At 71.5% G+C, this 19,000-nt stretch carries 20 protein-coding genes; 11 read left to right on the forward strand and 9 right to left on the reverse strand.

Annotated elements, in window-relative coordinates:
* Positions 1-1,335: a PP2C family protein-serine/threonine phosphatase gene (locus tag CG719_RS13150; RefSeq protein ID WP_100568768.1), complete on the reverse strand. Its 1,335-nt coding sequence runs from the start codon at positions 1,333-1,335 to the stop codon at positions 1-3.
* Positions 1,336-1,516: 181 nt separating this feature from the next.
* Positions 1,517-2,116 (reverse strand): TetR/AcrR family transcriptional regulator, encoded by a 600-nt coding sequence (locus CG719_RS13155; RefSeq protein WP_100568769.1) that lies wholly within the window; start codon positions 2,114-2,116, stop codon positions 1,517-1,519.
* 128 nt (positions 2,117-2,244) lie between these two features.
* Between CG719_RS13155 and CG719_RS13160 the strand changes: the two genes are divergently transcribed.
* Entirely contained in the window at positions 2,245-3,936 is a 1,692-nt protein-coding gene (locus tag CG719_RS13160) for an amidohydrolase (protein ID WP_100568770.1), read from the forward strand.
* Positions 3,929-5,392, forward strand: a complete 1,464-nt coding sequence (locus CG719_RS13165) for an APC family permease (protein ID WP_100568771.1) — start codon at positions 3,929-3,931, stop codon at positions 5,390-5,392. Before CG719_RS13160 ends, CG719_RS13165 begins: the two co-directional genes overlap by 8 nt.
* A 34-nt stretch (positions 5,393-5,426) precedes the next feature.
* Here CG719_RS13165 and CG719_RS13170 read toward each other — a convergent pair whose 3' ends face one another.
* The 3 genes from CG719_RS13170 to CG719_RS13180 form a co-directional block, all read right to left on the reverse strand.
* Positions 5,427-6,644, reverse strand: coding sequence for an MFS transporter (locus CG719_RS13170; RefSeq protein ID WP_100568772.1), 1,218 nt, complete (start codon positions 6,642-6,644; stop codon positions 5,427-5,429).
* A gap of 159 nt (positions 6,645-6,803) precedes the next feature.
* Positions 6,804-7,295 carry a hypothetical protein gene (locus CG719_RS13175; RefSeq protein ID WP_100568773.1) on the reverse strand — a complete coding sequence of 164 codons (492 nt, stop codon included), beginning with the start codon at positions 7,293-7,295 and terminating at the stop codon, positions 6,804-6,806.
* Between the two features lie 148 nt (positions 7,296-7,443).
* Positions 7,444-8,331 (reverse strand): amidohydrolase family protein, encoded by an 888-nt coding sequence (locus CG719_RS13180; protein ID WP_100568774.1) that lies wholly within the window; start codon positions 8,329-8,331, stop codon positions 7,444-7,446.
* A 236-nt stretch (positions 8,332-8,567) separates the two neighbouring features.
* Between CG719_RS13180 and CG719_RS13185 the strand changes: the two genes are divergently transcribed.
* Positions 8,568-9,260 carry a hypothetical protein gene (locus CG719_RS13185; protein ID WP_100568775.1) on the forward strand — a complete coding sequence of 231 codons (693 nt, stop codon included), beginning with the start codon at positions 8,568-8,570 and terminating at the stop codon, positions 9,258-9,260.
* A gap of 152 nt (positions 9,261-9,412) precedes the next feature.
* Here CG719_RS13185 and CG719_RS37520 read toward each other — a convergent pair whose 3' ends face one another.
* Positions 9,413-9,631, reverse strand: a complete 219-nt coding sequence (locus CG719_RS37520; RefSeq protein WP_442802721.1) for an FxLYD domain-containing protein — start codon at positions 9,629-9,631, stop codon at positions 9,413-9,415.
* Between the two features lie 73 nt (positions 9,632-9,704).
* On the opposite strand from CG719_RS37520, the gene CG719_RS37525 reads away from it, so the two are divergent.
* The 3 genes from CG719_RS37525 to CG719_RS13200 all read left to right on the forward strand — a co-directional run bounded on the left by CG719_RS37525 (position 9,705) and on the right by CG719_RS13200 (position 12,362).
* Positions 9,705-9,941 (forward strand): hypothetical protein, encoded by a 237-nt coding sequence (locus tag CG719_RS37525; protein ID WP_376496450.1) that lies wholly within the window; start codon positions 9,705-9,707, stop codon positions 9,939-9,941.
* 374 nt (positions 9,942-10,315) lie between these two features.
* Positions 10,316-11,293 carry a Gfo/Idh/MocA family protein gene (locus CG719_RS13195; protein WP_234375550.1) on the forward strand — a complete coding sequence of 326 codons (978 nt, stop codon included), beginning with the start codon at positions 10,316-10,318 and terminating at the stop codon, positions 11,291-11,293.
* Between the two features lies 1 nt (position 11,294).
* Positions 11,295-12,362, forward strand: a complete 1,068-nt coding sequence (locus CG719_RS13200; RefSeq protein ID WP_100568777.1) for a Gfo/Idh/MocA family protein — start codon at positions 11,295-11,297, stop codon at positions 12,360-12,362.
* A gap of 79 nt (positions 12,363-12,441) precedes the next feature.
* Here the strand turns inward: CG719_RS13200 and CG719_RS13205 are convergent, their stop codons facing one another.
* Together CG719_RS13205 and CG719_RS13210 are read right to left on the reverse strand one after the other, a co-directional pair.
* Entirely contained in the window at positions 12,442-13,608 is a 1,167-nt protein-coding gene (locus CG719_RS13205) for an FAD-dependent oxidoreductase (protein WP_100568778.1), read from the reverse strand.
* Position 13,609: 1 nt separating this feature from the next.
* Positions 13,610-14,080: a hypothetical protein gene (locus tag CG719_RS13210; RefSeq protein ID WP_234375551.1), complete on the reverse strand. Its 471-nt coding sequence runs from the start codon at positions 14,078-14,080 to the stop codon at positions 13,610-13,612.
* Between the two features lie 73 nt (positions 14,081-14,153).
* On the opposite strand from CG719_RS13210, the gene CG719_RS13215 reads away from it, so the two are divergent.
* From CG719_RS13215 to CG719_RS13230, 4 genes are all read left to right on the forward strand, one after another.
* Complete coding sequence (locus CG719_RS13215) at positions 14,154-14,747, forward strand: PadR family transcriptional regulator (RefSeq protein ID WP_100568779.1); 594 nt, start codon at positions 14,154-14,156, stop codon at positions 14,745-14,747.
* Positions 14,748-15,088: 341 nt separating this feature from the next.
* Positions 15,089-15,784 (forward strand): response regulator transcription factor, encoded by a 696-nt coding sequence (locus tag CG719_RS13220; RefSeq protein ID WP_100568780.1) that lies wholly within the window; start codon positions 15,089-15,091, stop codon positions 15,782-15,784.
* Positions 15,777-16,853: a sensor histidine kinase gene (locus CG719_RS13225; RefSeq protein WP_100568781.1), complete on the forward strand. Its 1,077-nt coding sequence runs from the start codon at positions 15,777-15,779 to the stop codon at positions 16,851-16,853. Before CG719_RS13220 ends, CG719_RS13225 begins: the two co-directional genes overlap by 8 nt.
* Positions 16,854-16,865: 12 nt before the next feature.
* Positions 16,866-18,023, forward strand: a complete 1,158-nt coding sequence (locus CG719_RS13230) for an endonuclease/exonuclease/phosphatase family protein (protein WP_442802722.1) — start codon at positions 16,866-16,868, stop codon at positions 18,021-18,023.
* A 4-nt stretch (positions 18,024-18,027) separates the two neighbouring features.
* On the opposite strand, the gene CG719_RS13235 is transcribed toward CG719_RS13230, so the two are convergent.
* Positions 18,028-18,402, reverse strand: coding sequence for a cupin domain-containing protein (locus tag CG719_RS13235; RefSeq protein WP_100568782.1), 375 nt, complete (start codon positions 18,400-18,402; stop codon positions 18,028-18,030).
* A gap of 73 nt (positions 18,403-18,475) precedes the next feature.
* Here CG719_RS13235 and CG719_RS13240 point away from each other — a divergent pair, with 73 nt between their 5' ends.
* Positions 18,476-18,949 carry a MarR family winged helix-turn-helix transcriptional regulator gene (locus CG719_RS13240; protein WP_100568783.1) on the forward strand — a complete coding sequence of 158 codons (474 nt, stop codon included), beginning with the start codon at positions 18,476-18,478 and terminating at the stop codon, positions 18,947-18,949.
* The last annotated feature ends 51 nt before the right edge of the window (positions 18,950-19,000 follow it).

The raw sequence follows: 19,000 nt of genomic DNA on the forward strand, positions 1-19,000 counted from the left end.
TCATGGGAGTGGGGTGCGCAGGGCGAGGATGGCCACGTCGTCGTGGCCGTCGCTGGGGTGCCGGCCCGCGAGAGTCCGCACGAGGTCCTCCAGCGGCTGGTCCGCGTGCGCGGTGGCGAGTGCGGCCAGGGCGTCCAGCCCCTCGTCGATGGAGTGTTGGGGGTGTTCGACGAGTCCGTCGGTGAAGAAGATCACCACGGCCCCCGCGGGCAGGGTCCGGGTGTGGTCGGGGCGGACCTCGTCGGTGCTGACGCCGAGGGGCACGCCTGGGTCGGCGTTCAGGTACTCGGCCCGCCGGTCGGGGGTGATCAGCAGCGGGGGCAGGTGGCCGGCGGTGCTCCACTGCAGGGTCCAGCCGCCGTGCTCATCGGGTGCGATGCGGGCCAGCAGGGCGGTGGTGACGGGGTTCTCGGTGGTGGCGTTCAGGGTGATGTCGAGCTGGTGGAGGATGCCACTGGCCGGGGTGCGGCGGTCGTAGAGCAGGGCGCGGAGCATGCTGCGGGTCTGGGCCATGGCGCCGGCCGCGTGGAGGTCGTGGCCGACGACGTCTCCGATCACGACGCCGAGGGCGCCGTCGGGCAGGATGACGGCGTCGTACCAGTCCCCGCCCAGGCGGTTGGGCTCGGCGGCGGGCTGGTAGATCGCGGCGGCGGTGAAGGGCCGCAGGTCCGGGAGGGTGGGCAGGAGCAGCCGCTGGAAGGTCTCGGCGCTGTCGCGGATCTGGCCGAACAGGCGGGCGTTCTCGATCGCGATGCCCGCGGCGCCGGCGAGGGCGACGAGGACCTCCTCGTCCGCCCGGTCGAAGGGGCGTCCGTCGTGGCGTTCGGAGAGGTAGAGGTCGCCGTAGATCTCGCCGCGGACGCTGATGGCCACCCCGAGCAGAGTGCGCATGTGGGGGTGGCCGGCCGGGTAGCCGACGGAGGCCGGGTGGGACGCGATGTCGGTGACGCGCAGCGGTTCGGGGTGGCGGATCAGCAGCCCGAGCACTCCGCGGCCGTGGGGGAACTCCACCCCGGCCAGGACGGCGCGCTCCTCCTCGGACAGTCCGGCGGTGATGAAGGCCTGCAGGTACTCGCCGGACTCGTGGAGCACTCCGAGGGCGCCGTAGCGGGCGCCGACCAGGTCCATCGCGGTGGTGACGACGCGGTGCAGCACGGACGACAGATCCAGCTCGCCGCTGATCGCCAGTACCGCGTCGAGCAGGCCCTGAAGCCGGTCCTTGGCGGCGGCCAGCGCCTGGAGCCGCTCGCCGATCTGGTCCAGTTCCTCGTTCAGGCGCTGCCCCAGGTCGGGAATTCCCGGCAGCTTCGGCTCGTCCTCGTGCCCGGCCGTCATGAGCGCCTGGTTGAGGTCTTGAACACCGGCTTGGCGCCCTTCCTGTCCAGGTCCAGGTGGCCGGGATCGTGCCGGTCACCCGGCATCCCGACACGACCGCGATCAAAGAAATCACAGCCTGACACGGCCGGACCGACCACACCGGCCATTGCTCCGAAAGCGGCATGCCATGGCCGCACGGTCACGCGGCCGGTGCGCCGAACGCCCGTGACGCGTCGAGCATCGCCTCGACGGCGCGCCGCACAGTGATCTGGCCGTTGCCGGCCACGATGTGCAGTCCGTAGGCGTCCTCCAGCGCCACCAGGTTCAGGGCCGCGGTCGCGGTGTCCAGGACGAGGTTGAACGCCCCGGCCGCGGCGCCGAGTTCGAGGACGGTCCGGTACGTGGCCAGTTGCCGCTCGTACATCGACTCGACCAGTTTGGTGTGCAGCGGGGAACTCTCGGCCAGCACGTCGAACTCGTACAGCAGGCGCATCAGCGCGTCGTCGGGTCCTGTCGGGAGCCCGGCGCGGATCGTCTCCCCCAGGAGTCGCGCCGGATCCTCGATCGTGCCCGGCAACGCGTCCCGCCGGTCGCAGAAACGTTCCATGCCCGCGCGGTAGGCCTCGCTCAGCAGCGCGTCGAGGTCGTCGTAGTAGTAGAGGACGGCCCCTCGGGTCAGCCCCGCCTTGCGTGCCACGTCCGCGAGGGAGAGGGAGCGGAGCCCGGTCTCGGCGGTCGTGTCGATGACCGCCTGGATGAGGTGGGCACGGCGTTCGTCCTGATTTTTTCGGCGGGCCATCCCTTGACAGTAGTCGAGATGCTCATGAGACTCGAACCATTCTTTGACGCCGATGACAACAAATGCGCGCACCGTCTCGGCGCACCTTCGCCGCGCGTTCGTGGCGCGGCTCAGAACCAAGGACAACCATGCTGGACACCCTGATCACCGGCGCCCGCGTGCGCACGTTCGACGATTCCCGCCCGTGGGCCGGCGCCGTCGGCATCACCGGCGGGCGCATCGCGTTCGTGGGCGACGAGGCGGAGGCCCCGGCGGCCCGCGAGCACCGCCGCCTGGACGGGGGACTCCTCACCCCGGGCATCATCGACAGCCACAACCACCTGCTGCTCGGCTTCGACCCCGACGCTGTCAGCCTCGAGGGCGCCGAGACCCTCGACGAGGTCCGCCGCCGTATCGCCGAACTCGCCGACGCACGCCCGGACCTGACCTGGATCTGCGCCGAGAACGCCGTGTACTCGGTGGTCCACGGCCGCCGCCCGCACGCCCGCGACCTGGCCGGCATCACCTCGCGTCCCGTCTTCGTCACCACCTACGACCAGCACTCGGTGTGGCTCAACGACGCCGCGATCCGCGCGCTGCGCCTGGACGAGGGCGGCGACATCCCGTGGGGCCGCCCGGAACGGGACGCCGACGGCCGCGCCACCGGATGGGTCACCGACTTCTACACGAGCGCCATGACGACGGCGGGCCTGGCCGGCCTCCAGCGCGACATCCCGATGTACTCGCCCCAGCGGCGCTACCGGAAGCTGCTGGGCAGCCTGGAGATGGCCACCGCCGCCGGCATCACCACCGTCGTGGAACCGCAGGTCCCGCTGGCCGAGATCGACCTGTTCCGGCGCGCCCAGGACGAGGGGCGCCTCAGCTCACGCGTCATCGCGGCGCTCTTCCACCCCATGGGGTCCGACGGAGCGTTCCGGAAGCAGTTGCGCGCCGCGGCCGACGCCGCCCCGAACGGTGACCGCCTGGCCTTCGGCCCGGTCAAGCTCTACGCCGACGACGTGATCGAGCCCCACAACGCCTGGATGCTGGACGACTACGCCAACCGGCCCGGGCACCGCGGCCACCCCTCCGCACCGCTGGGCGAGCTCACCCGGGTCATCACCGAACTGGACCGCCTCGGCTTCCAGACCCACACCCACGCGACGGGCGACGGCGGCATCCGCCTGGCCCTGGACGCGATCGAGCACGCCGCGCGCACCAACGGCACGCGGGACCGCCGCCACGGGATCGTGCACGTCGAGTGCCTCGCCCCGGAGGACCTGCCGCGCTTCGCCCGGCTGGGCGTCACCGCCTGCATGCAGCCGCGCCACTGCTCCCCGGACCTCGTGGCCGGCACCTGGATGGACAACGTCGGCGAGACCCGCTGGGACCGCGCCTGGCGACTGCGCTCACTCATGGCGTCCGGCGCCCACGTGGCCCTGTCCAGCGACTGGCAGGTGGGAGAGATGGATCCCCTGGTCGGGTTCTACTCGGCACTGACCCGGGCCGGGCTCGACGGCAAGGACGCCTGGACCCCGGCGGAACGCCTGGGGCTCGACGACACCTTGCGCGGCTACACGGCCGAGGGCGCCTGGGCCTGGCACCGCGAGAACGAGTACGGCGTCATCCGCGAGGGCGCCAAGGCGGACCTCGTCGCCTGGTCCGAGGACCTCTACGCGCTCGAACCGGACCCGGCGGCGCTGCTCCAGCAGCGGGCCGAGGTCACCTGGGTGGGCGGCGAGGTGGTCCACGACGCCGCCACCGCACGCGCCACCGCCGGCCACTACGGTGCGCTCACCTCCTGCTCCGCCCACACCGAAGGCGGTCACGCCCATGCCTGACAGCAGCCGTCCCTCAGGCGTCGCCGAGGGCACCGCCACACGGACCACGGCGAACCGCCGGCCCGCGGCACCTGGCAGTACCGCGACCGTCGCCGACGGCGAACAGGCCCAGGAGGCCCCGGGCGGCACACAGTTGCGCCGCAGCCTGAAGCTGCGCCACATCGTCTTCCTCGGCCTGGCCTTCATGGCGCCGCTGGCGGTGTTCGACACCTTCGGTCTGGTCTCCGAAGCCACCGACGGCCATGTGCCGCTCGCCTACCTGGCCGTCCTCGTCGCGGTGGGGCTCACGGCGCTCAGCTACGCGCGGATGGCCCGCCGCATCACCTCCGCCGGATCCGTGTACACCTACGCCGGCAAGTCGCTCGGGGCGCCCGTGGGCTTCCTGGTGGGCTGGTCCGCCACGCTGGACTACGTCCTGCTGCCCATGCTCAACGCCCTGCTGGCCGCGATCTACATGGGCGCCGTGCTGCCCGGCGTCCCGGCGTGGGTGTGGGTGCTCTCCACCGTGGTGGTCTGCACGGCACTGAACCTGGTGGGCGTGCGGCTGGCGGCCAAGGTGAACGTGGCGCTCGTGGTCATCCAGGCCGGCGTCGCCATCGCGTTCCTGGTGTTCGCCGTGCGTGCCATCGCCACCCATGGCGAGTCGTTCGGAACCACCGGTTGGGACCCGGCCTCGGTGCCGCTGCCCGCCCTGCTCAGCGGCGCCTCGCTGCTGGCCCTGTCGTTCCTGGGCTTCGACGCCGTCTCCACCCTCTCCGAGGAGGCCGAGCAGCCGCGCCGGGACATCCCGCGGGCCATCCTGCTCATCGTGGCCGCCGCCGGGGTGTTCTTCCTGGCCATCACCTACGCCATGCAGACGCTCTTCCCGGACGTCTCGGCCGTGGGCGACATCGTGGGCGCCTCGCCGGAGATCGCCAAGTACATCGGCGGTGCCGCGTTCCAGGCGGTGTTCGTGGGCGGCTACCTCACCGCGGTGCTCGGGTGCGGTCTGACCCAGCAGATGAGTGCGGCACGGCTGCTGTTCGCCATGGGCCGCGACGGCATGCTGCCGCGTGCGGTTTTCGGGCGGGTCGATCCGCGTACCGGCGTCCCCGCCCTCAACGTGCTCATCGTGGGCCTCATCGCCGCCTCCGCCGTCTTCCTGGACCTCGGCAGCGCCGCCTCACTGATCAACTTCGGCGCCTACGTGGCCTTCGCCGCGGTGAACCTGGCGGTGATCGGGTTCTGGGTGCGCGACCGGCGCGCCGGACGGCCGGAGGCCCGCGGACCCGTCGCCGCCGTGCTGCAACTGGTGCTGCCGGTTCTCGGGTTCGTCGTGAACGCGGCCCTGTGGGTCAGCCTGGACACCCCGGCCAAGGTCGTGGGCGTCATCTGGGCGCTGGTGGGGGTGGCAATCCTCACGCTCCGCACGGGCGGATTCCGGCGCCCGGTGCGGACGTTGAACCTGGAGGAGTAGGTCCGCGAAGTCCCCGGTCGCCCGGACGGAGCGGTCAGTGCCGGAGTGCGGTACGCCCTCGCCCCGCAGGCTCGGCGGAGCCGGTTCCGGTTCTCAGGGCGCGCATGGCGAGGGCGCCCGCCAAGGGTCCGGGAGCCAGGAGGAGGAACGCGTAGCGCCAGCCGACGGCGTCCGCGAGGAGGGGGGTCAGCTGGATGCTGACGACCGTGAGGGCGAACCCGATCGCGGTCTGGGCCGTGAGGGCCGTTCCGATGTAGCGGGAGTCGGCGACCTCGCTGAGGGCGGTGGAGAACACTCCGGAGTCGGCGATCACGGCGGCGCCCCACACCACGCAGAACGCGATCACGAGCGCCGGCGGGGAGTGGAGGAGCAGTGGTGAGAGCAGACAGCACAGACCACTGGTGACCAGGGCCGCGATGGCGGCGGGAGGGCGGCCGTAGCGGTCGGCGCCCCAGCCGCCGAGCAGACAGCCGACGACACCGCCGATCCCCATGGTGAGGAACACGGTGACCTCGACAGAGCCGGGAAGGTGACGGGCGCTGTCCGTGGCGGCGAGGTAGGCGGGGATCCAGGTCCACAGGGCGTAGAGCTCCCACATGTGCCCGAAGTAGCCGAGGTTGGCGGAGCGGGGGCCGCGCTGGGTGAACATGGTGAGGGCGTAGCGGGGGTTGCGGGCGGGCGCGGCCGGGGCGGCGTGGGGGCCGACGCGGATGAAGGCCAGCGCGATGCAGGAGGCCAGGAGTCCGGCGGCGGACGCGACCAGGAGAACGCCTCGCCAGGGCAGTGACCCGACGCCGGCGATGAGGTGCGGAAGGGTCGATCCGAGCGTCAGGGCGGCGATGAGCACACCCATGGACCTGCCGCGTGCGGCGCCGTGCGCCCAGGAAGCCATGAGTTTCATGCCGACCGGGTACACACCGGCCAGGCACACACCGGTCACGAAGCGAAGTGGAACGGCTGTGGCGAGCCGGTCGACCGACACGGCCAGGAGCACGGTGCACACGGCGGCAGCGGCGGCGCCGCCGGCGAGAAGGCGCTGGGGTGGAAGGCGGTCGGCGAGGGTGAGGGCCGCCGACGTGAGCGCGCCGGTGACGAACCCGAGCTGGACCGACGCGGTCAGCCATACGGCGTCCGAGGAGTCGAGCCCCCACTCGCCGCGCAGTGTGGGAACCACCGCCGACATGGAGAACCAGACGGCGAGGCCGAGGACCTGTACGGCGGCGATCGCGCCGCGCTGTATGCCGACGTTCATGGACTCCCTTCCCCGCGGAACCACGTGGGCGGGAGAAGCCTACGGTGCGGTGTCCTGCGGGCTCGGCTCGGCTCCGGTCGAGGAGTCGTGTTGGTTGTACTACTCGCCGGTCGAAAGGAAGGTGTCGGAGTCGACGCATGTGAGGCGCCGCAGGCGTGGCTATCCCTTGGAGGTCGTCTCGTGCTCCGCCCCCGGCGGCCAGAGCACCTCGACGTCGACACCGTGGCTGCGGGCATAGGCCACCAGGTGCGCCGTCGCGTCCCTCCCCGAGGAAGGGGAGCCGTCCCAGACGGCCAGCACCCGCGCGCACGAGCGCAGCAGTCCCTCGTCGGCCGTCACGCACGAGGTGCGGTCACCGGGGTCGTACTCCACCAGCCGCACCTGCTCGGACAGCAGCAGGAGTTCTCCGGCCGCCTTCCGGTCCGGCTCGGCGACGTGCGCGGGTACCCCGTTGCAGGACGGCAGGACGGTCACGAGGGCCAGTCCCGCCTTCCGGGCGGCCCGCCCGACCACCACCGGCAGCCCCTTCCCGGCGCGCACCAACCCGGAGGTTCCCGCCTGGGCGAACGCGGCCAGACGGGAACGCAGTTCCTCCTCCAGCAGAGCCAGCGTCGGCGCGGTGAGATCGGCGTGGCCGACAACAGCGATCACTTGTGGCGTTCCCTTCTCCCCATGTGCTTGATCATCGTCACGGCCGGCCGGCTCGCGCAGGGGTCCGGCGGCCCCGAAATCAGGCTGTTCGGCCCTGGCGGACGCCACCGCACGGGTACGGGCTCGAAAACTCCCCCCGGCTCGCGGGTCACAGCCCGAACAGTTCCGCCGCGTTGTCGTGGCACACGGCCCGCAGCCACTCCTGTCCGAGCCCCAGCCGTTCCAGGGCGTCGAGCTGATGGATGTAGGGATAGGGGATGTTGGGGAAGTCGGTGCCGAGCAGGACGCGGTCGCCGAGCGCTTCGAGCCGGGGCAGGGCCCGGCGCGGGAACGGCATGAATCCCTCGGTGAAGTCGGTGAACGCCATCGTCGTGTCCAGCCGCACCTGCCCGTACCGCTCGGCGAGGTCCAGGAACTCCTCGTACTCGGGCATCCCCATGTGCGCGACGATCAGACGCAGTTCCGGGTGCCGTGCCAGCACCCGCGCGACCGGCTCGGGGCCGGTGTGCTTGCCCGGTGCGGGCCCCGAGCCGCAGTGGATCACCACGGGGATCCGTGCCTCGGCGAGCAATCCCCAGGCGCGATCGAGGAGTTCGTCGGCCGGGTCGTACGCTCCCACCTGTACATGGGCCTTGAACACGCGCGCGCCGGCCTCGATTGCCTCGTGGACGTACGTCTCGACGCCCGGCTCGGGGAAGAGAGTGGCGGTGTGCAGGCAGTCGGGGGTGCGGCGGGCGAAGTCGGCGGCCCAGCCGTTCAGCCACGGGGCCATGCCGGGCTTGTGCGGGTAGAGCATCGCGGTGAAGGCCCGGACGCCGAACTCCCGGAGGACGGCGGTGCGCTGCGTCTCCTCCTCGCGGTAGGTGATCGGCCACTCGAGCCCGCCGGTCAGCGGTCCCTGCGCGTCGAAGTAGTCCCAGACCTTGTGCAGGACACGCTCGGGCATGAAGTGCGTGTGGACGTCGATCAGGCCGGGTAGACCGAGCCGGCGCCAGAAACGGCGTACCTCGCCGGGTGCCGTGCGGTGATCGTTCATGCCTCCACCATCGGCCTTGGCGAGGGCGCGGGTCAGCCCCTCCGCACGCGGCGCGGTGCGGGATCCGTCACACGGGGTGCGGCGGGTTGGGCGCATACTGACCGAAGTAGTTGCCCAGAGACAGGTATAACCACCCGTATCATCACTGGGCCAGACACCCGCAGCCGGAGCACCTGCCACCTGACTCGCTGCCATGGGGACGCAGGCTTCGACCGGCCCGGAGCAAGGAGAGAAGAGTGCCCCACAACACAGCTACCGCCACCGAGTTGACGTCGCAGTACATCAGCCAGGTGACCGGCGACCTGGAGCAGAACGTCAAGGAGCAGGAACGCATCACGGCGGAGATCGCCGCATTGCAGCAGCAGTTGGCCGCTCTTCAGCACGACCACACCGTGCTGGTGAACATGCGGCAGGCACTCGGTGTCGCGGGGACGGCCCCTGAACCCGCGACCGCCGAAAGCGCCACCGTGCCCTCCCCACGGAAGAAGGCCACCGCCGGATCTCGCAGGAAGGCCACCGCCGAGCCCGGCGGGAAGGCCACCGCTGAGCCTCGTGGGAAGGCGAAGAAGGCGGCTGCGGATCAGCCCACGGCCAAGGCCAAGGGGCGCTCCGCCAAAACTCCCGCGGCCGGGAAGGACGTTGCCACGAAGAAGGCGCAGCCTACGCTGGCCGACCTCGTCCGCCGTCATCTGACCGAGCAGAGTGAACCGCGCTCCGCCGCCGAGGTCGCCACGACGCTCGGCGAGGCGCACCCCGACCGCGGCATCAAGACCAACGTCGTGCGCACCACCCTCGAAAACCTTGTCGCCCGGAGCCAGGCTCAGCGCAGCAAGCAGGGCACGTCCGTCTTCTACACCGCTCCCCACACGCCGGAGTCCGAGACGGCCCCGGCTTCCAAGGCGGGGGCCCAGCCCGAAGCCGCCGGCTAGACCGGACTCGCCGTACGTTGAACCGCCGCTGCCCGACCCGGTGTCGGCAGCCCCAGGGAAGCGGGCTGGGCAGCCCCGCGGTTCAGGCGGCCCGCGGCCAGGCGCGGAGCAGGGCGGCGATGTCAATCGGGCCGGTGCCCTTGTCGAGCCGCTCAGTAGCGCTGGGCCTTGGCCAGCCGGGCGGTCAGTTTGGGCTCTGCTGGTTTCCGGCTGAACACGATGGGCTGCTGACGCTTGCCGGGTTCCAGGTTCTCGGCCCCGGTGTAGCGGGTCTCGACCACATGCCCCCGCGCGTCCACGAAGTCGACCTGCACGGCGTAGGACGCCTTGCGGTCCGTCTTGTTGGTGATGGTGACCAGGGAAGCCGGCACACCCCCGGACTGCGCCCTGGGCACACCGGTCAGGCCCACCTCCGACAACGCGTTGCCGCGCCCCGGGACACCCTTGAGCTCCTTCTCGGCGACCGCGGCCCGCCTGGCGGTCTCGGCCGACACCGACGCCTCGAACTCCGAGGCACGCACGGACGCGGACGAGGCCGCCGCCGACGCCGAGGCGCGGGCGGAGGAGATGGCCGCCGAAGCTGAGGACGCCAGCGCCGACGGCAGCGGCTGGGACGAGAACGACGCCGTGTGGGGAGGAGTCGGCCTCGGGCTGACGTTGGAACCACTGCCGCCGCTGTGACCGCATCCGGTCAGCACACCGACCGCGAGAGCGAACGTCACAGTGACTGAGGCCGGGACGGGGTACCGCCCGTGCGGGCGGACACGGCGGAGGGACGGCGACAGGTCTTCCGTCGGCTGAGGGCGCATGACCTCATCGTCCGCACTGCGTGTCGGGCACGCGACGCGGACCGGTCCTGACGGGTGACCCACGGCCGGCGTACGGCGCCCCTCCCGAAAATCCCGACCCTAGACATAAGATGTCTGACGTCTGAACTCGAAACCCGAAGAGTCGAGTGTGAGGAGCCGCGCGTGCGCCCTGCCCCCGTTCCCGGAGAGGCCCCGCCCGGAGAGAGGGAACCGCGAGACCCCGGGCGGCGGCCGGGTGGCCACCGCGTGGCCGTCCTCGGCGCCGGTGCCATCGCCCGTGACCACGTCGCCGCGCTCGCGCAGGTGCCGGGAATGCGCCTGTCCCACGTCGTCGACCGGCACCCCGAGCGGGCGGCCGCGCTGGCCGCCCTCGCCGAGGGAGCCACGTGGTCCACCGACCCGGCGAGCGCGTGGTCGGACGGCATCGACGTCACCGCCGTGTGCACCTCACCCGAATCGCATGCGGAGTTCTCCGTGGCGGCGCTGGAAGCCGGCCGCGCGGTCCTCCTGGAGAAGCCCGCCGCGCTGAACGTGGCCGACGCCGACCGGATCCTCGCCGCCGCGAGGTCCGCGGGCCGGCCCCTGCTCGTCGCCCAGACAGCCCGCTTCCAGCCCGTCCACCTCGAAGTCGCCCGGGCGGTCGCCGAGCGCGCGATCGGCACTCCGCGCCTGGCCCACCTCACCTGGTACACCGGGCACGTCTGGCCCGGAGGCTGGCGGGGCTGGCAGCTGAACCCGTCCCGTTCCGGAGGCCATGTCGCCCACAACGGCGTGCACGCCCTCGACCTGCTGACCTGGCTCATGGACGACGAACCGGTCCGCGTCTTCGCGCGCCCCTGCCGCACCTGGGCGCCCGGGATGCCGACCCCCGACAGCTTCCAGATCCTCGTACGCTTCGCCGGCGGCGCCCTCGCCACCGTGGAACTGTGTTACGCCCTCGCGGAACGCGGCACGTTCGTCCGCCGGCTCGTGCTGTCCGGCACGACCGGCACCCTGCACCACAGCAGCGAGGACGAGCCGAGAGCGCACTCCGCGTCGCCGGTCGCCCCCGCCTCGATCGACGGCGCCATGACGGAGCAGACCAGGCATCTGCGCGACGTGCTCGACGGCGTGACCGCCCCGCTGACCGCTCCCCACCAGATACGTGCCGCTCTGGCCGCCGCCCTGGCGGCACAGCTCAGCGCGGACGAGGGCCGCCCCGTCGACGTCAAGGAGGTCTGCTGACATGAGGATCCTCATCGCGTCCGGGGTCCGGCACGCCCGTGACTACGTGCCGCTGCTGCGGTCCCTGCCCGGCATCGAAGTGATCGGCTGCTCCGACACCGCCGACAGCCCCTTCGCCGAGGACAGTGCCACCCTCGCCCGGACGACGGGCATTGCGCTGCTCGACCTGGAGCAGGGTCTCGCCTCCTGCGACATCGCCCTCGTGTGCAGCGAGCCCACGCGCCACGTCGAACTCGCACTGAGAGCGCTCGAAGCCGGCCGCCACGTCATCGTCGACAAGCCCGCCGCCACCGACACCCTCGGCGCACAGCGCCTGTGGGACGCGGCCGACCGCTCCCGCGGGCTGCTCACCGCCGTCCACCGCCTGTACTCCCCGCAACTCGTCCGCGCCCGGCGCATCGTGGACTCCGGCGCGATCGGCCTGCCCCTGGCCGTCGACGCGGAGTGGCTCGCGGCCGGCGGACTCGACGGAACCACGGTCGAGCGCCCCGAACTCGTCTGCGACCCCGCCCTGTCCGGCGGCGGCGAACTCATGAACTTCGGCTGGTATCCAGCGCTGGCGATCCGGCACCTGACCGGACTGGACGTGGAGGAGGTCGTCGCCTTCAGCAGCGCCGCGCCCCACGCTCCCCTCTTCGACGGTCCGCACGGCACCCACGGTGTCGAGGACGCGGCGGTGCTCTCGCTCCGCCTGCGCAACGGAGTGGTGGCGACCGCCACCGTGGCCCGCACACCCGCCGGTGTCGGCCCGGCGCCGGTCTCGTCGAGCCTGCGGGTGCTCGGCTCGCACGGCCACGCGCTCGCCGACGAGGACGCTCCCTCCGTCTCCGTGCGCGGGACGGACGGCGGCAGCGTGTCCCGCCAGATCGGCGGGCCCGCCGGGGTGACGGCGCTGCGCCGGCTCTTCACCGAGTTCTGCGACGACATCCGCTACGGACGTACTCCCCTGGTCACGGCGGCCGACATCCACGCGGCGGTCGCGGTCGTCGAGGCCGCGCTGTTCTCCGCACGCAAGAACGGCGCCCCCGTCGCGCCCGCCGTCCGCACGACGGCTACAACGGGGACATGACACTCCCGCGGGCAGCACGCGCCCCCGGCGAGTTCATGACTGCCGGGGGCGTGCGGCTCCGCTCGGTGTGGTCCGTTTCTCAGGCGGCGACGGCGGTGTCCCAGTGGATCCGGTGGTCGTACTGCCATTCCATCTTCTCGGGGGTGCCGAGGCGGGCGAAGAGCGGCAGGAGAGCGTCGCGGAACACCCGGCCGACAGGCCCGGCGGCCTTCCCGCTGTTGGTACGAGCGGCCTCGGCGATGACCCGCTCGACCCGGGCGCGGCGGGCGCGCTCGTAGGCGGCGAAGGCTTGGGAGCGCGGCAGGTCCCGGAGCGCGCGAGCGAGTTCCACGGCACTTTCCGCGGCGAGTGAGGCGCCCTGGCCGGAGCTGGGAGAAGTGGCGTGGGCGGAGTCGCCCACCAGCACCATCCGGCCGCGGTGCCAGTGCGGGACGTGCGGCAGGTCCTCCATGGGCCCGGCGGTGACCAGGGCTTCGGGCGAGGTGCGCCGCAGCAGGTCCAGGGCGGGGACGGTGTCACCGGCGAAGGCCTCGCCCAGCCGGCGCAGCCACTCCTCGTTCGGGGTCTGCCGCACCTGCTGCCATGTCGCGTAGGGGTGGGGGAGGTTGGCGAACCAGACGCCGCTGCCGTCGTCGAAGGTCTGGTACCCGAAGAAGGCCCGGCGGCCGAAGGCCATGTACATCCGGTCGCCGGTGGGCGGCAGTCCGGCGCCGTCGACGCGGGCGCCGAAGCCGAGCAGTCCGCTGTAGCGCGGCTGAGGAGCCCGGGGGTCGATCAGCCCGCGGACAGTGGAGCGCAGGCCGTCCGCACCGATCAGGACGTCGGCCTCCTCACTGACGGTGCCGTCGGCGAAGACGGCCCTGATGCCGGTGCCGCTGTCGCGGACGTCGACGAGTTCGTGGCCGTGGTGGGCCGGGACACCCTGGTGCAGGGCCAGGTCGTAGAGCCGCCGGTAGAGGTCGGCGCGCCAGGTGAACCGCATGGGCCGGCGGATCTCGGTGATGGCCCGGCCCTTGTGGTTCTGCAGCACGATGGCGTTCATCGGGACGCCGACCCGGTCGAGTCCGACCAGGCCGAGTGCGGCACGGCCGTTGGGGGCGACGCTCAGGGCGCCGCCGATGCCGTCGGCGGTCGCGGAGTGGGACTCGTACACGGCGGCCTCGATCCCGGCCCTGTGCAGAGCGAGAGCTGCCACCGGGCCGGCGATGCCGCCTCCCACGACGATGGCGGTGCGGGTGCGGGTCATGTCAACGGGTCCTCTCGCGGGTGGGGTCGTCGACGGTGGGCAGGCCGCCCTCGCGGTGGGCGCGGCGCAGGTCGTCCAGGTAGGCGCGGGAGCACATGGCGGTGAGCTGGGCGTTCCCGCCGCGGCGGATCCGGATCTCACCGTCACTGACCGCCCCGGCCAGCCGCAGCCGCGCCGGCCCGGCACCGGGCTGCGCGTCCTTCACCCGGCCACGGCGGGCGAAGGCGAGGTCCCGGCTGTCCACGGAGACCTCGTCGGGCAGCAGCAGGGTGAGCGTGGCACGGACGAGTTCCAGATCCGTCGTCAGCGGCTCGTCCCAGCCGATGTGCGGGGAGCGCAGGTCCAGCACGACGTTGGCGTGGCGGGCGTGCACGTCGAACTCGGTGGCCTCGGTCCAGTGGCCCAGGTGCTTCACGGTGGCGTGGTCCGCGTGGATGCGCTCGGCGGACGCGAGCCGGGTCGGCGTCATCATGGAATTGATAGTTGCAGTGAAACTAGTATCATGTCAACTAGTTCACTTGAGATCATTCGGCTAGGCTCCAGGCATGCGCAGCTCCCCACTCGGCCTGACCGTTCTCTCACTGCTGCACTTGCGGCCACTGCACCCGTACGGCATCCAGCGGCTGATCAAGCAGTGGGGAAAGGACCAGGTCGTCAACGTCAGCCAGCGGGCGAGCCTGTACCGGACCATCGACAGGCTGCTCGACGCCGGACTGATCGCGGTGCGCGAGACCAGTCGGGACCAGCAGTACCCCGAGCGCACGGTCTACGAGGTGACCGGCGCGGGCCGCGCGGCAACCCGTGAATGGCTGCGGGAGATGCTGGCCGCCCCGCGAGCGGAGTACCCGGAGTTCCCCGCCGCGCTCTCGTTCACCATGATGCTGCTGCCGCATGAGGTACAGGCCGACCTGACCGCTCGCGCCGCACAGGTGCGTGCCCGGCTCGCCGAACTGGGCACCGCCGCCGAGGCGGCACGGCAGGCGGCACTGCCGCGGATCGCCATGCTGGAGGACGAGTACCGCAGCACCGTACTGACCGCGGAGCTCGGCTGGCTCGACACGATCACGTCCGACCTCCGCTCCGGCGCACTCACCTGGGACTACGAGACTCTGGCCGCCCTGGCCCGAGAGACGTCCTGACCCTGAGCTCCACACCCGCGCCGCCGTTCGTGACGCCGTGCGGTCCGCGAGTCCGCCGCCCCCGTGTGAGCGGGGGCACACCGTCGCGGGACTTCCGATCCGGCTGGTGGAGGCGTACGTTCCGTTTACCTCGCGAAGGCGCCTCCGGGGCGCCGGCCCGCCGGTCCTGGGCGGCGGGCCACGCGGGGGCCAACCGCGGCTGCGCGGAGCTGGATTGCGGCGTGGTCGTCCCGCACGGCCGCACTCCTACTGGCCGGCTCAGGGATCGTCACGGTGTGCCTGCCGGCACATACACGGTTTTCGATACGCCGACGATATGTGCCGCCTCGTAGCCTCGCAGCATGCGTGTACTGATCGTCGAGGACGAAACCTATATGGCGGAGGCCATCCGCGACGGCCTGCGTCTGGAAGCGATCGCGGCGGACATCGCAGGTGACGGCGACACGGCGCTGGAGCTGCTGAGTGTCAACGCCTACGACATCGCCGTCCTCGACCGGGACATCCCCGGACCCAGCGGTGACGAGATCGCCAAAGGCATCGTCGCCTCCGGCAGCGGCATGCCGATCCTCATGCTCACCGCCGCCGACCGTCTCGACGACAAGGCCACCGGGTTCGAACTCGGCGCCGACGACTACCTCACGAAGCCGTTCGACCTCCGGGAACTCGTGCTCAGGCTCAGAGCACTCGACCGCAGACGTGCACACAACAGGCCGCCCGTGCGGGAGATCGCGGGTCTGCGGCTGGATCCGTTCCGCCGGGAGGTCCACCGCCACGGCCGCCATGTCGCGCTGACCAGGAAGCAGTTCGCGGTGCTCGAAGTCCTCGTCGCGGCCGAGGGCGGTGTCGTCAGCGCCGAGGAACTCCTGGAACGCGCGTGGGACGAGAACGCGGACCCGTTCACCAACGCGGTGCGCATCACCGTATCGGCACTGCGCAAGCGTCTTGGCGAACCCTGGATCATCGCCACCGTGCCGGGCGCCGGCTACCGCATCGACACGCGACCGGAGGCCGGAGCCGAGGGAGGAGACCGTGGATAGAGCGCCCGGATTGAGCGTTCGCCTCAAACTCACGCTCAGCTACGCCGGATTCCTCATGCTGGCCGGGGCCCTCTTGCTCGTGGCCGTGTGGGTGTCCCTGCTGCGTTTCATGCCCGACATGGGAGCCAGCCCCGCCGGGCCGCTGAAGCGCTCCGACTTCCTGCGCATCTTCGCGCCGATCGCGGGCGCGGGGCTGGTCTTCCTGCTGGTGTTCGGTCTCCTGGGAGGATGGATTCTCGCCGGCCGCATGCTCGCCCCGCTGACCCGCATCACGGACGCCACACGCATGGCCGCGAACGGGTCACTCTCCCACCGGATCCGGCTGGAAGGCCGCAAGGACGAGTTCCGCGAGCTCGGCGACGCCTTCGACGCCATGCTCGTACGGCTCGAAGCACACGTCGCCGAGCAGCGGAGATTCGCGGCCAACGCCTCGCACGAACTGCGCACCCCGCTCGCGATCTCGCAGGCACTGCTCGACGTGGCCCGCAACGATCCGCCGCACGACCCCGGCGAACTCGTCGACCGCCTCCACGCCGTCAACGCCCGGGCGATCGACCTCACCGAGGCGCTGCTCGTGCTCAGCCGCGCCGACCAGAGGGCCTTCACCCGGGAGCCCGTCGACCTGTCCTTGCTCATGGAGGAGGCCGCCGAGACACTTCTCCCGCTCGCCGAGAAGCGCGGTATCACCCTCGACACGTCCGGTGACATCACCCCGGCGTTCGGGTCGCAGGCGCTCCTGCTCCAGATGACGACGAACCTTGTGCACAACGCCATCGTGCACAACCTGCCCGAACAAGGCGCCGTGTGGGTCACGACCGGCGTCCGCGCCGAGACCGTGGTGCTCACTGTCGAGAACAGCGGCGAGAAGCTTTCCTCCGAGTTGGTCTCGACACTCACCGAACCGTTTCAGCGCGGCACCGCACGCATACGCGACGACCACGCCGGTGTGGGCCTCGGCCTGGCGATCGTCAAGAGGATCACCGAAGTGCACGACGGATCCCTCACCATCACCCCGCGCTCCGCGGGCGGACTCCGTATCACCGTTCAGCTTCCGATATTTCACGATTAGGGCATTTGGTCAGTGAGTGAACCCATACAAGAATTCGCGGGTGCGCGGCAGCAGTTCGAAGCCGAGGAACGCGCCGAGACCCTGAACAAGGCGGACACCGCGGACACGGCGGAGACCGGACCGGGCGGCGCCGACCGCCGGAACACCGGCCCCGGCACCCGGCGCGCGGTCATCCGCCGGGCGCTCCGCGTCGACGCGTGGCCGGGGCCGTGGAAGCGCGGCCCGCTGATCGCGGCGTCGGCGCTGCTGCTGGGCCTGCTCATGCTGCTGCACGCCAGGATCCCGAACCGGATCGGGAACCTCGGCAGCCTGGTGGAGACCTTCCTGCCGTGGTTCGGCCTGTTCATCCCGGTGCTGCTGGCCGGGGCGCTGTGGCGCCGCTCCGCCGCCGCGGCGGCCGCGCTGCTGCTGCCGGTGGCGGTGTGGCTGAACCTCTTCGACGGGCTGCTCACCGACAAGTCCCACCCGGGCGGCGACCTCACCGTGGCGAGCCACAACGTCGACGCCGGCAACCCCGACCCGGCGGGTACCGCGCGCGACCTGGCCGCCTCCGGTGCGGACGTGCTGGCACTGGAGGAGCTGACCGAGCAGGCTCGGGACGCGTACGAGAAGGGGCTGGCGAAGGCGTACCCGTACCACACGGTGCAGGGCACGGTCGGGCTGTGGAGCAAGCTGCCGCTGTCGGACACCCGGCCGGTCGACATCAAGACGGACTACGGGCCACTGGGGGACACCAAGCCGGCCGACGTCAAGATGGCCTACAACCGGGCGCTGCGGACCACGGTGGCCACGGACCAGGGTCCACTGACGGTCTATGTCGCCCACCTGGGATCCGTACGGGTCATGCCCAGGGGAGGCTTCTGGACGGTCTCACGGGACAGGGGCGCGCAGGCGCTCGGCGAGGCCATCGCCGCCGATCCGAGTGAGCGGGTGGTGCTGCTCGGCGACCTGAACGGCACCATGGACGACCGCGCGTTCGCCGGCATCACCTCGCGGCTGCGGTCGGTCCAGGACGCGGCCGGGGGCGGTTTCGGCTTCACCTGGCCGGCGAAGTTCCCGGTGGCGCGGATCGACGAGATCCTGGTCAGGGGCGTGAAGCCGGAGAGCTCTTGGGTGCTGCCGGCCACCGGCAGCGACCACCTGCCGGTGGCGGCCGGAATCAGCTGGTGAGAGGTCACTCGGCCCACGGCAGTGGGATCCTGTCCGCACTGCCCGGCAGCATCGCCTTGCCGCCGACGGCCATGGCGACCAGCGCCTCCGCGGGACCGCCCACGGCCTTGAACTGACGCACCACGCCGGCCGGGACGACGACCGCCTGACCGGCCCCGGCCCGCTCGGTCCTGCCGTCGGCCTCCACCAGGAACTCCCCCGACAACGGCATCCACACCTGCTCACGGTCGATGACGTGAACGGGTGTGGCCGAGGCGGCGCCCAGCTCCACCCGCCAGGTGCTGACCTCGCTGCTGCCCTGGCTCGGACCCGCCAGGCCGAACACCGATCCCGCAGGCGTCCTGGTCGTCCGCTGCTCGGTCTCACTGACCACGTACATGGCACCTCCTGTGTAAACCAGCTTTACTCACATCGAGTAAAGGGGCTTTACACAGGTGTGTCAAGATGAGCCGATGGAGACCCACGACCCACTCGAGCGCACCGAGCTCACCTTCCTGCTCGGCCTGGCCTTCCAGCTGGTCCTCTCCGAGTTCGTGAGCCGCGTGGACGCCGCCGGACACACCGACCTGCGCCCCGTGCACGGTCTGGTCTTCCAGGCGCTCCGGGGTGCCGGTGCCACGAGCAGCGAGCTGGCCGAGCAGCTCGGGGTCACCAAGCAGGCCGCCGGACAGATCATCGACGACCTCGAAGAACGGGGGTACGTCCAGCGGCAACCACACCCTGCCGGCGGTCGGCGGAAACTCGTCGTGCTGACCACCAGGGCCCACGAGCACCTGGCCGTGGCCGGGCGGATCCTGCACGATCTGGAGGCGCAACTGGCCAAGCGGCTCCACGAGACCGGGCTCCAGGTGCCACGGGCCGAACTCGCCGCCCTCATCAGGGCCTTGGCCGGCGACTCGATCCCGCCGCTGCGTCCCGTCTGGTGACAGTCACCATCCTTCACGACTCGCCATTGGGGTTGCGCCGCTGAGTCCTCA

The sequence above is a fragment of the Streptomyces sp. CB01373 genome, assembly GCF_002803075.1.
GTDB lineage: Bacteria > Actinomycetota > Actinomycetes > Streptomycetales > Streptomycetaceae > Streptomyces.

What these genes read in the sequence shown, in the direction of transcription:
- CG719_RS13165 (WP_100568771.1), top strand. Translation starts at nt 3,929, where the DNA reads ATGCCTGACAGCAGCCGTCCCTCAGGCGTCGCCGAGGGCACCGCCACA.
- CG719_RS13160 (WP_100568770.1), top strand. Translation starts at nt 2,245, where the DNA reads ATGCTGGACACCCTGATCACCGGCGCCCGCGTGCGCACGTTCGACGAT.
- CG719_RS13150 (WP_100568768.1), bottom strand. Translation starts at nt 1,335, where the DNA reads ATGACGGCCGGGCACGAGGACGAGCCGAAGCTGCCGGGAATTCCCGAC.
- CG719_RS13210 (WP_234375551.1), bottom strand. Translation starts at nt 14,080, where the DNA reads ATGATGACGCCGACCCGGCTCGCGTCCGCCGAGCGCATCCACGCGGAC.
- CG719_RS13180 (WP_100568774.1), bottom strand. Translation starts at nt 8,331, where the DNA reads ATGAACGATCACCGCACGGCACCCGGCGAGGTACGCCGTTTCTGGCGC.
- CG719_RS13215 (WP_100568779.1), top strand. Translation starts at nt 14,154, where the DNA reads ATGCGCAGCTCCCCACTCGGCCTGACCGTTCTCTCACTGCTGCACTTG.
- CG719_RS13155 (WP_100568769.1), bottom strand. Translation starts at nt 2,116, where the DNA reads ATGGCCCGCCGAAAAAATCAGGACGAACGCCGTGCCCACCTCATCCAG.
- CG719_RS13205 (WP_100568778.1), bottom strand. Translation starts at nt 13,608, where the DNA reads ATGACCCGCACCCGCACCGCCATCGTCGTGGGAGGCGGCATCGCCGGC.
- CG719_RS13170 (WP_100568772.1), bottom strand. Translation starts at nt 6,644, where the DNA reads ATGAACGTCGGCATACAGCGCGGCGCGATCGCCGCCGTACAGGTCCTC.
- CG719_RS13235 (WP_100568782.1), bottom strand. Translation starts at nt 18,402, where the DNA reads ATGTACGTGGTCAGTGAGACCGAGCAGCGGACGACCAGGACGCCTGCG.
- CG719_RS13240 (WP_100568783.1), top strand. Translation starts at nt 18,476, where the DNA reads ATGGAGACCCACGACCCACTCGAGCGCACCGAGCTCACCTTCCTGCTC.
- CG719_RS13200 (WP_100568777.1), top strand. Translation starts at nt 11,295, where the DNA reads ATGAGGATCCTCATCGCGTCCGGGGTCCGGCACGCCCGTGACTACGTG.
- CG719_RS13220 (WP_100568780.1), top strand. Translation starts at nt 15,089, where the DNA reads ATGCGTGTACTGATCGTCGAGGACGAAACCTATATGGCGGAGGCCATC.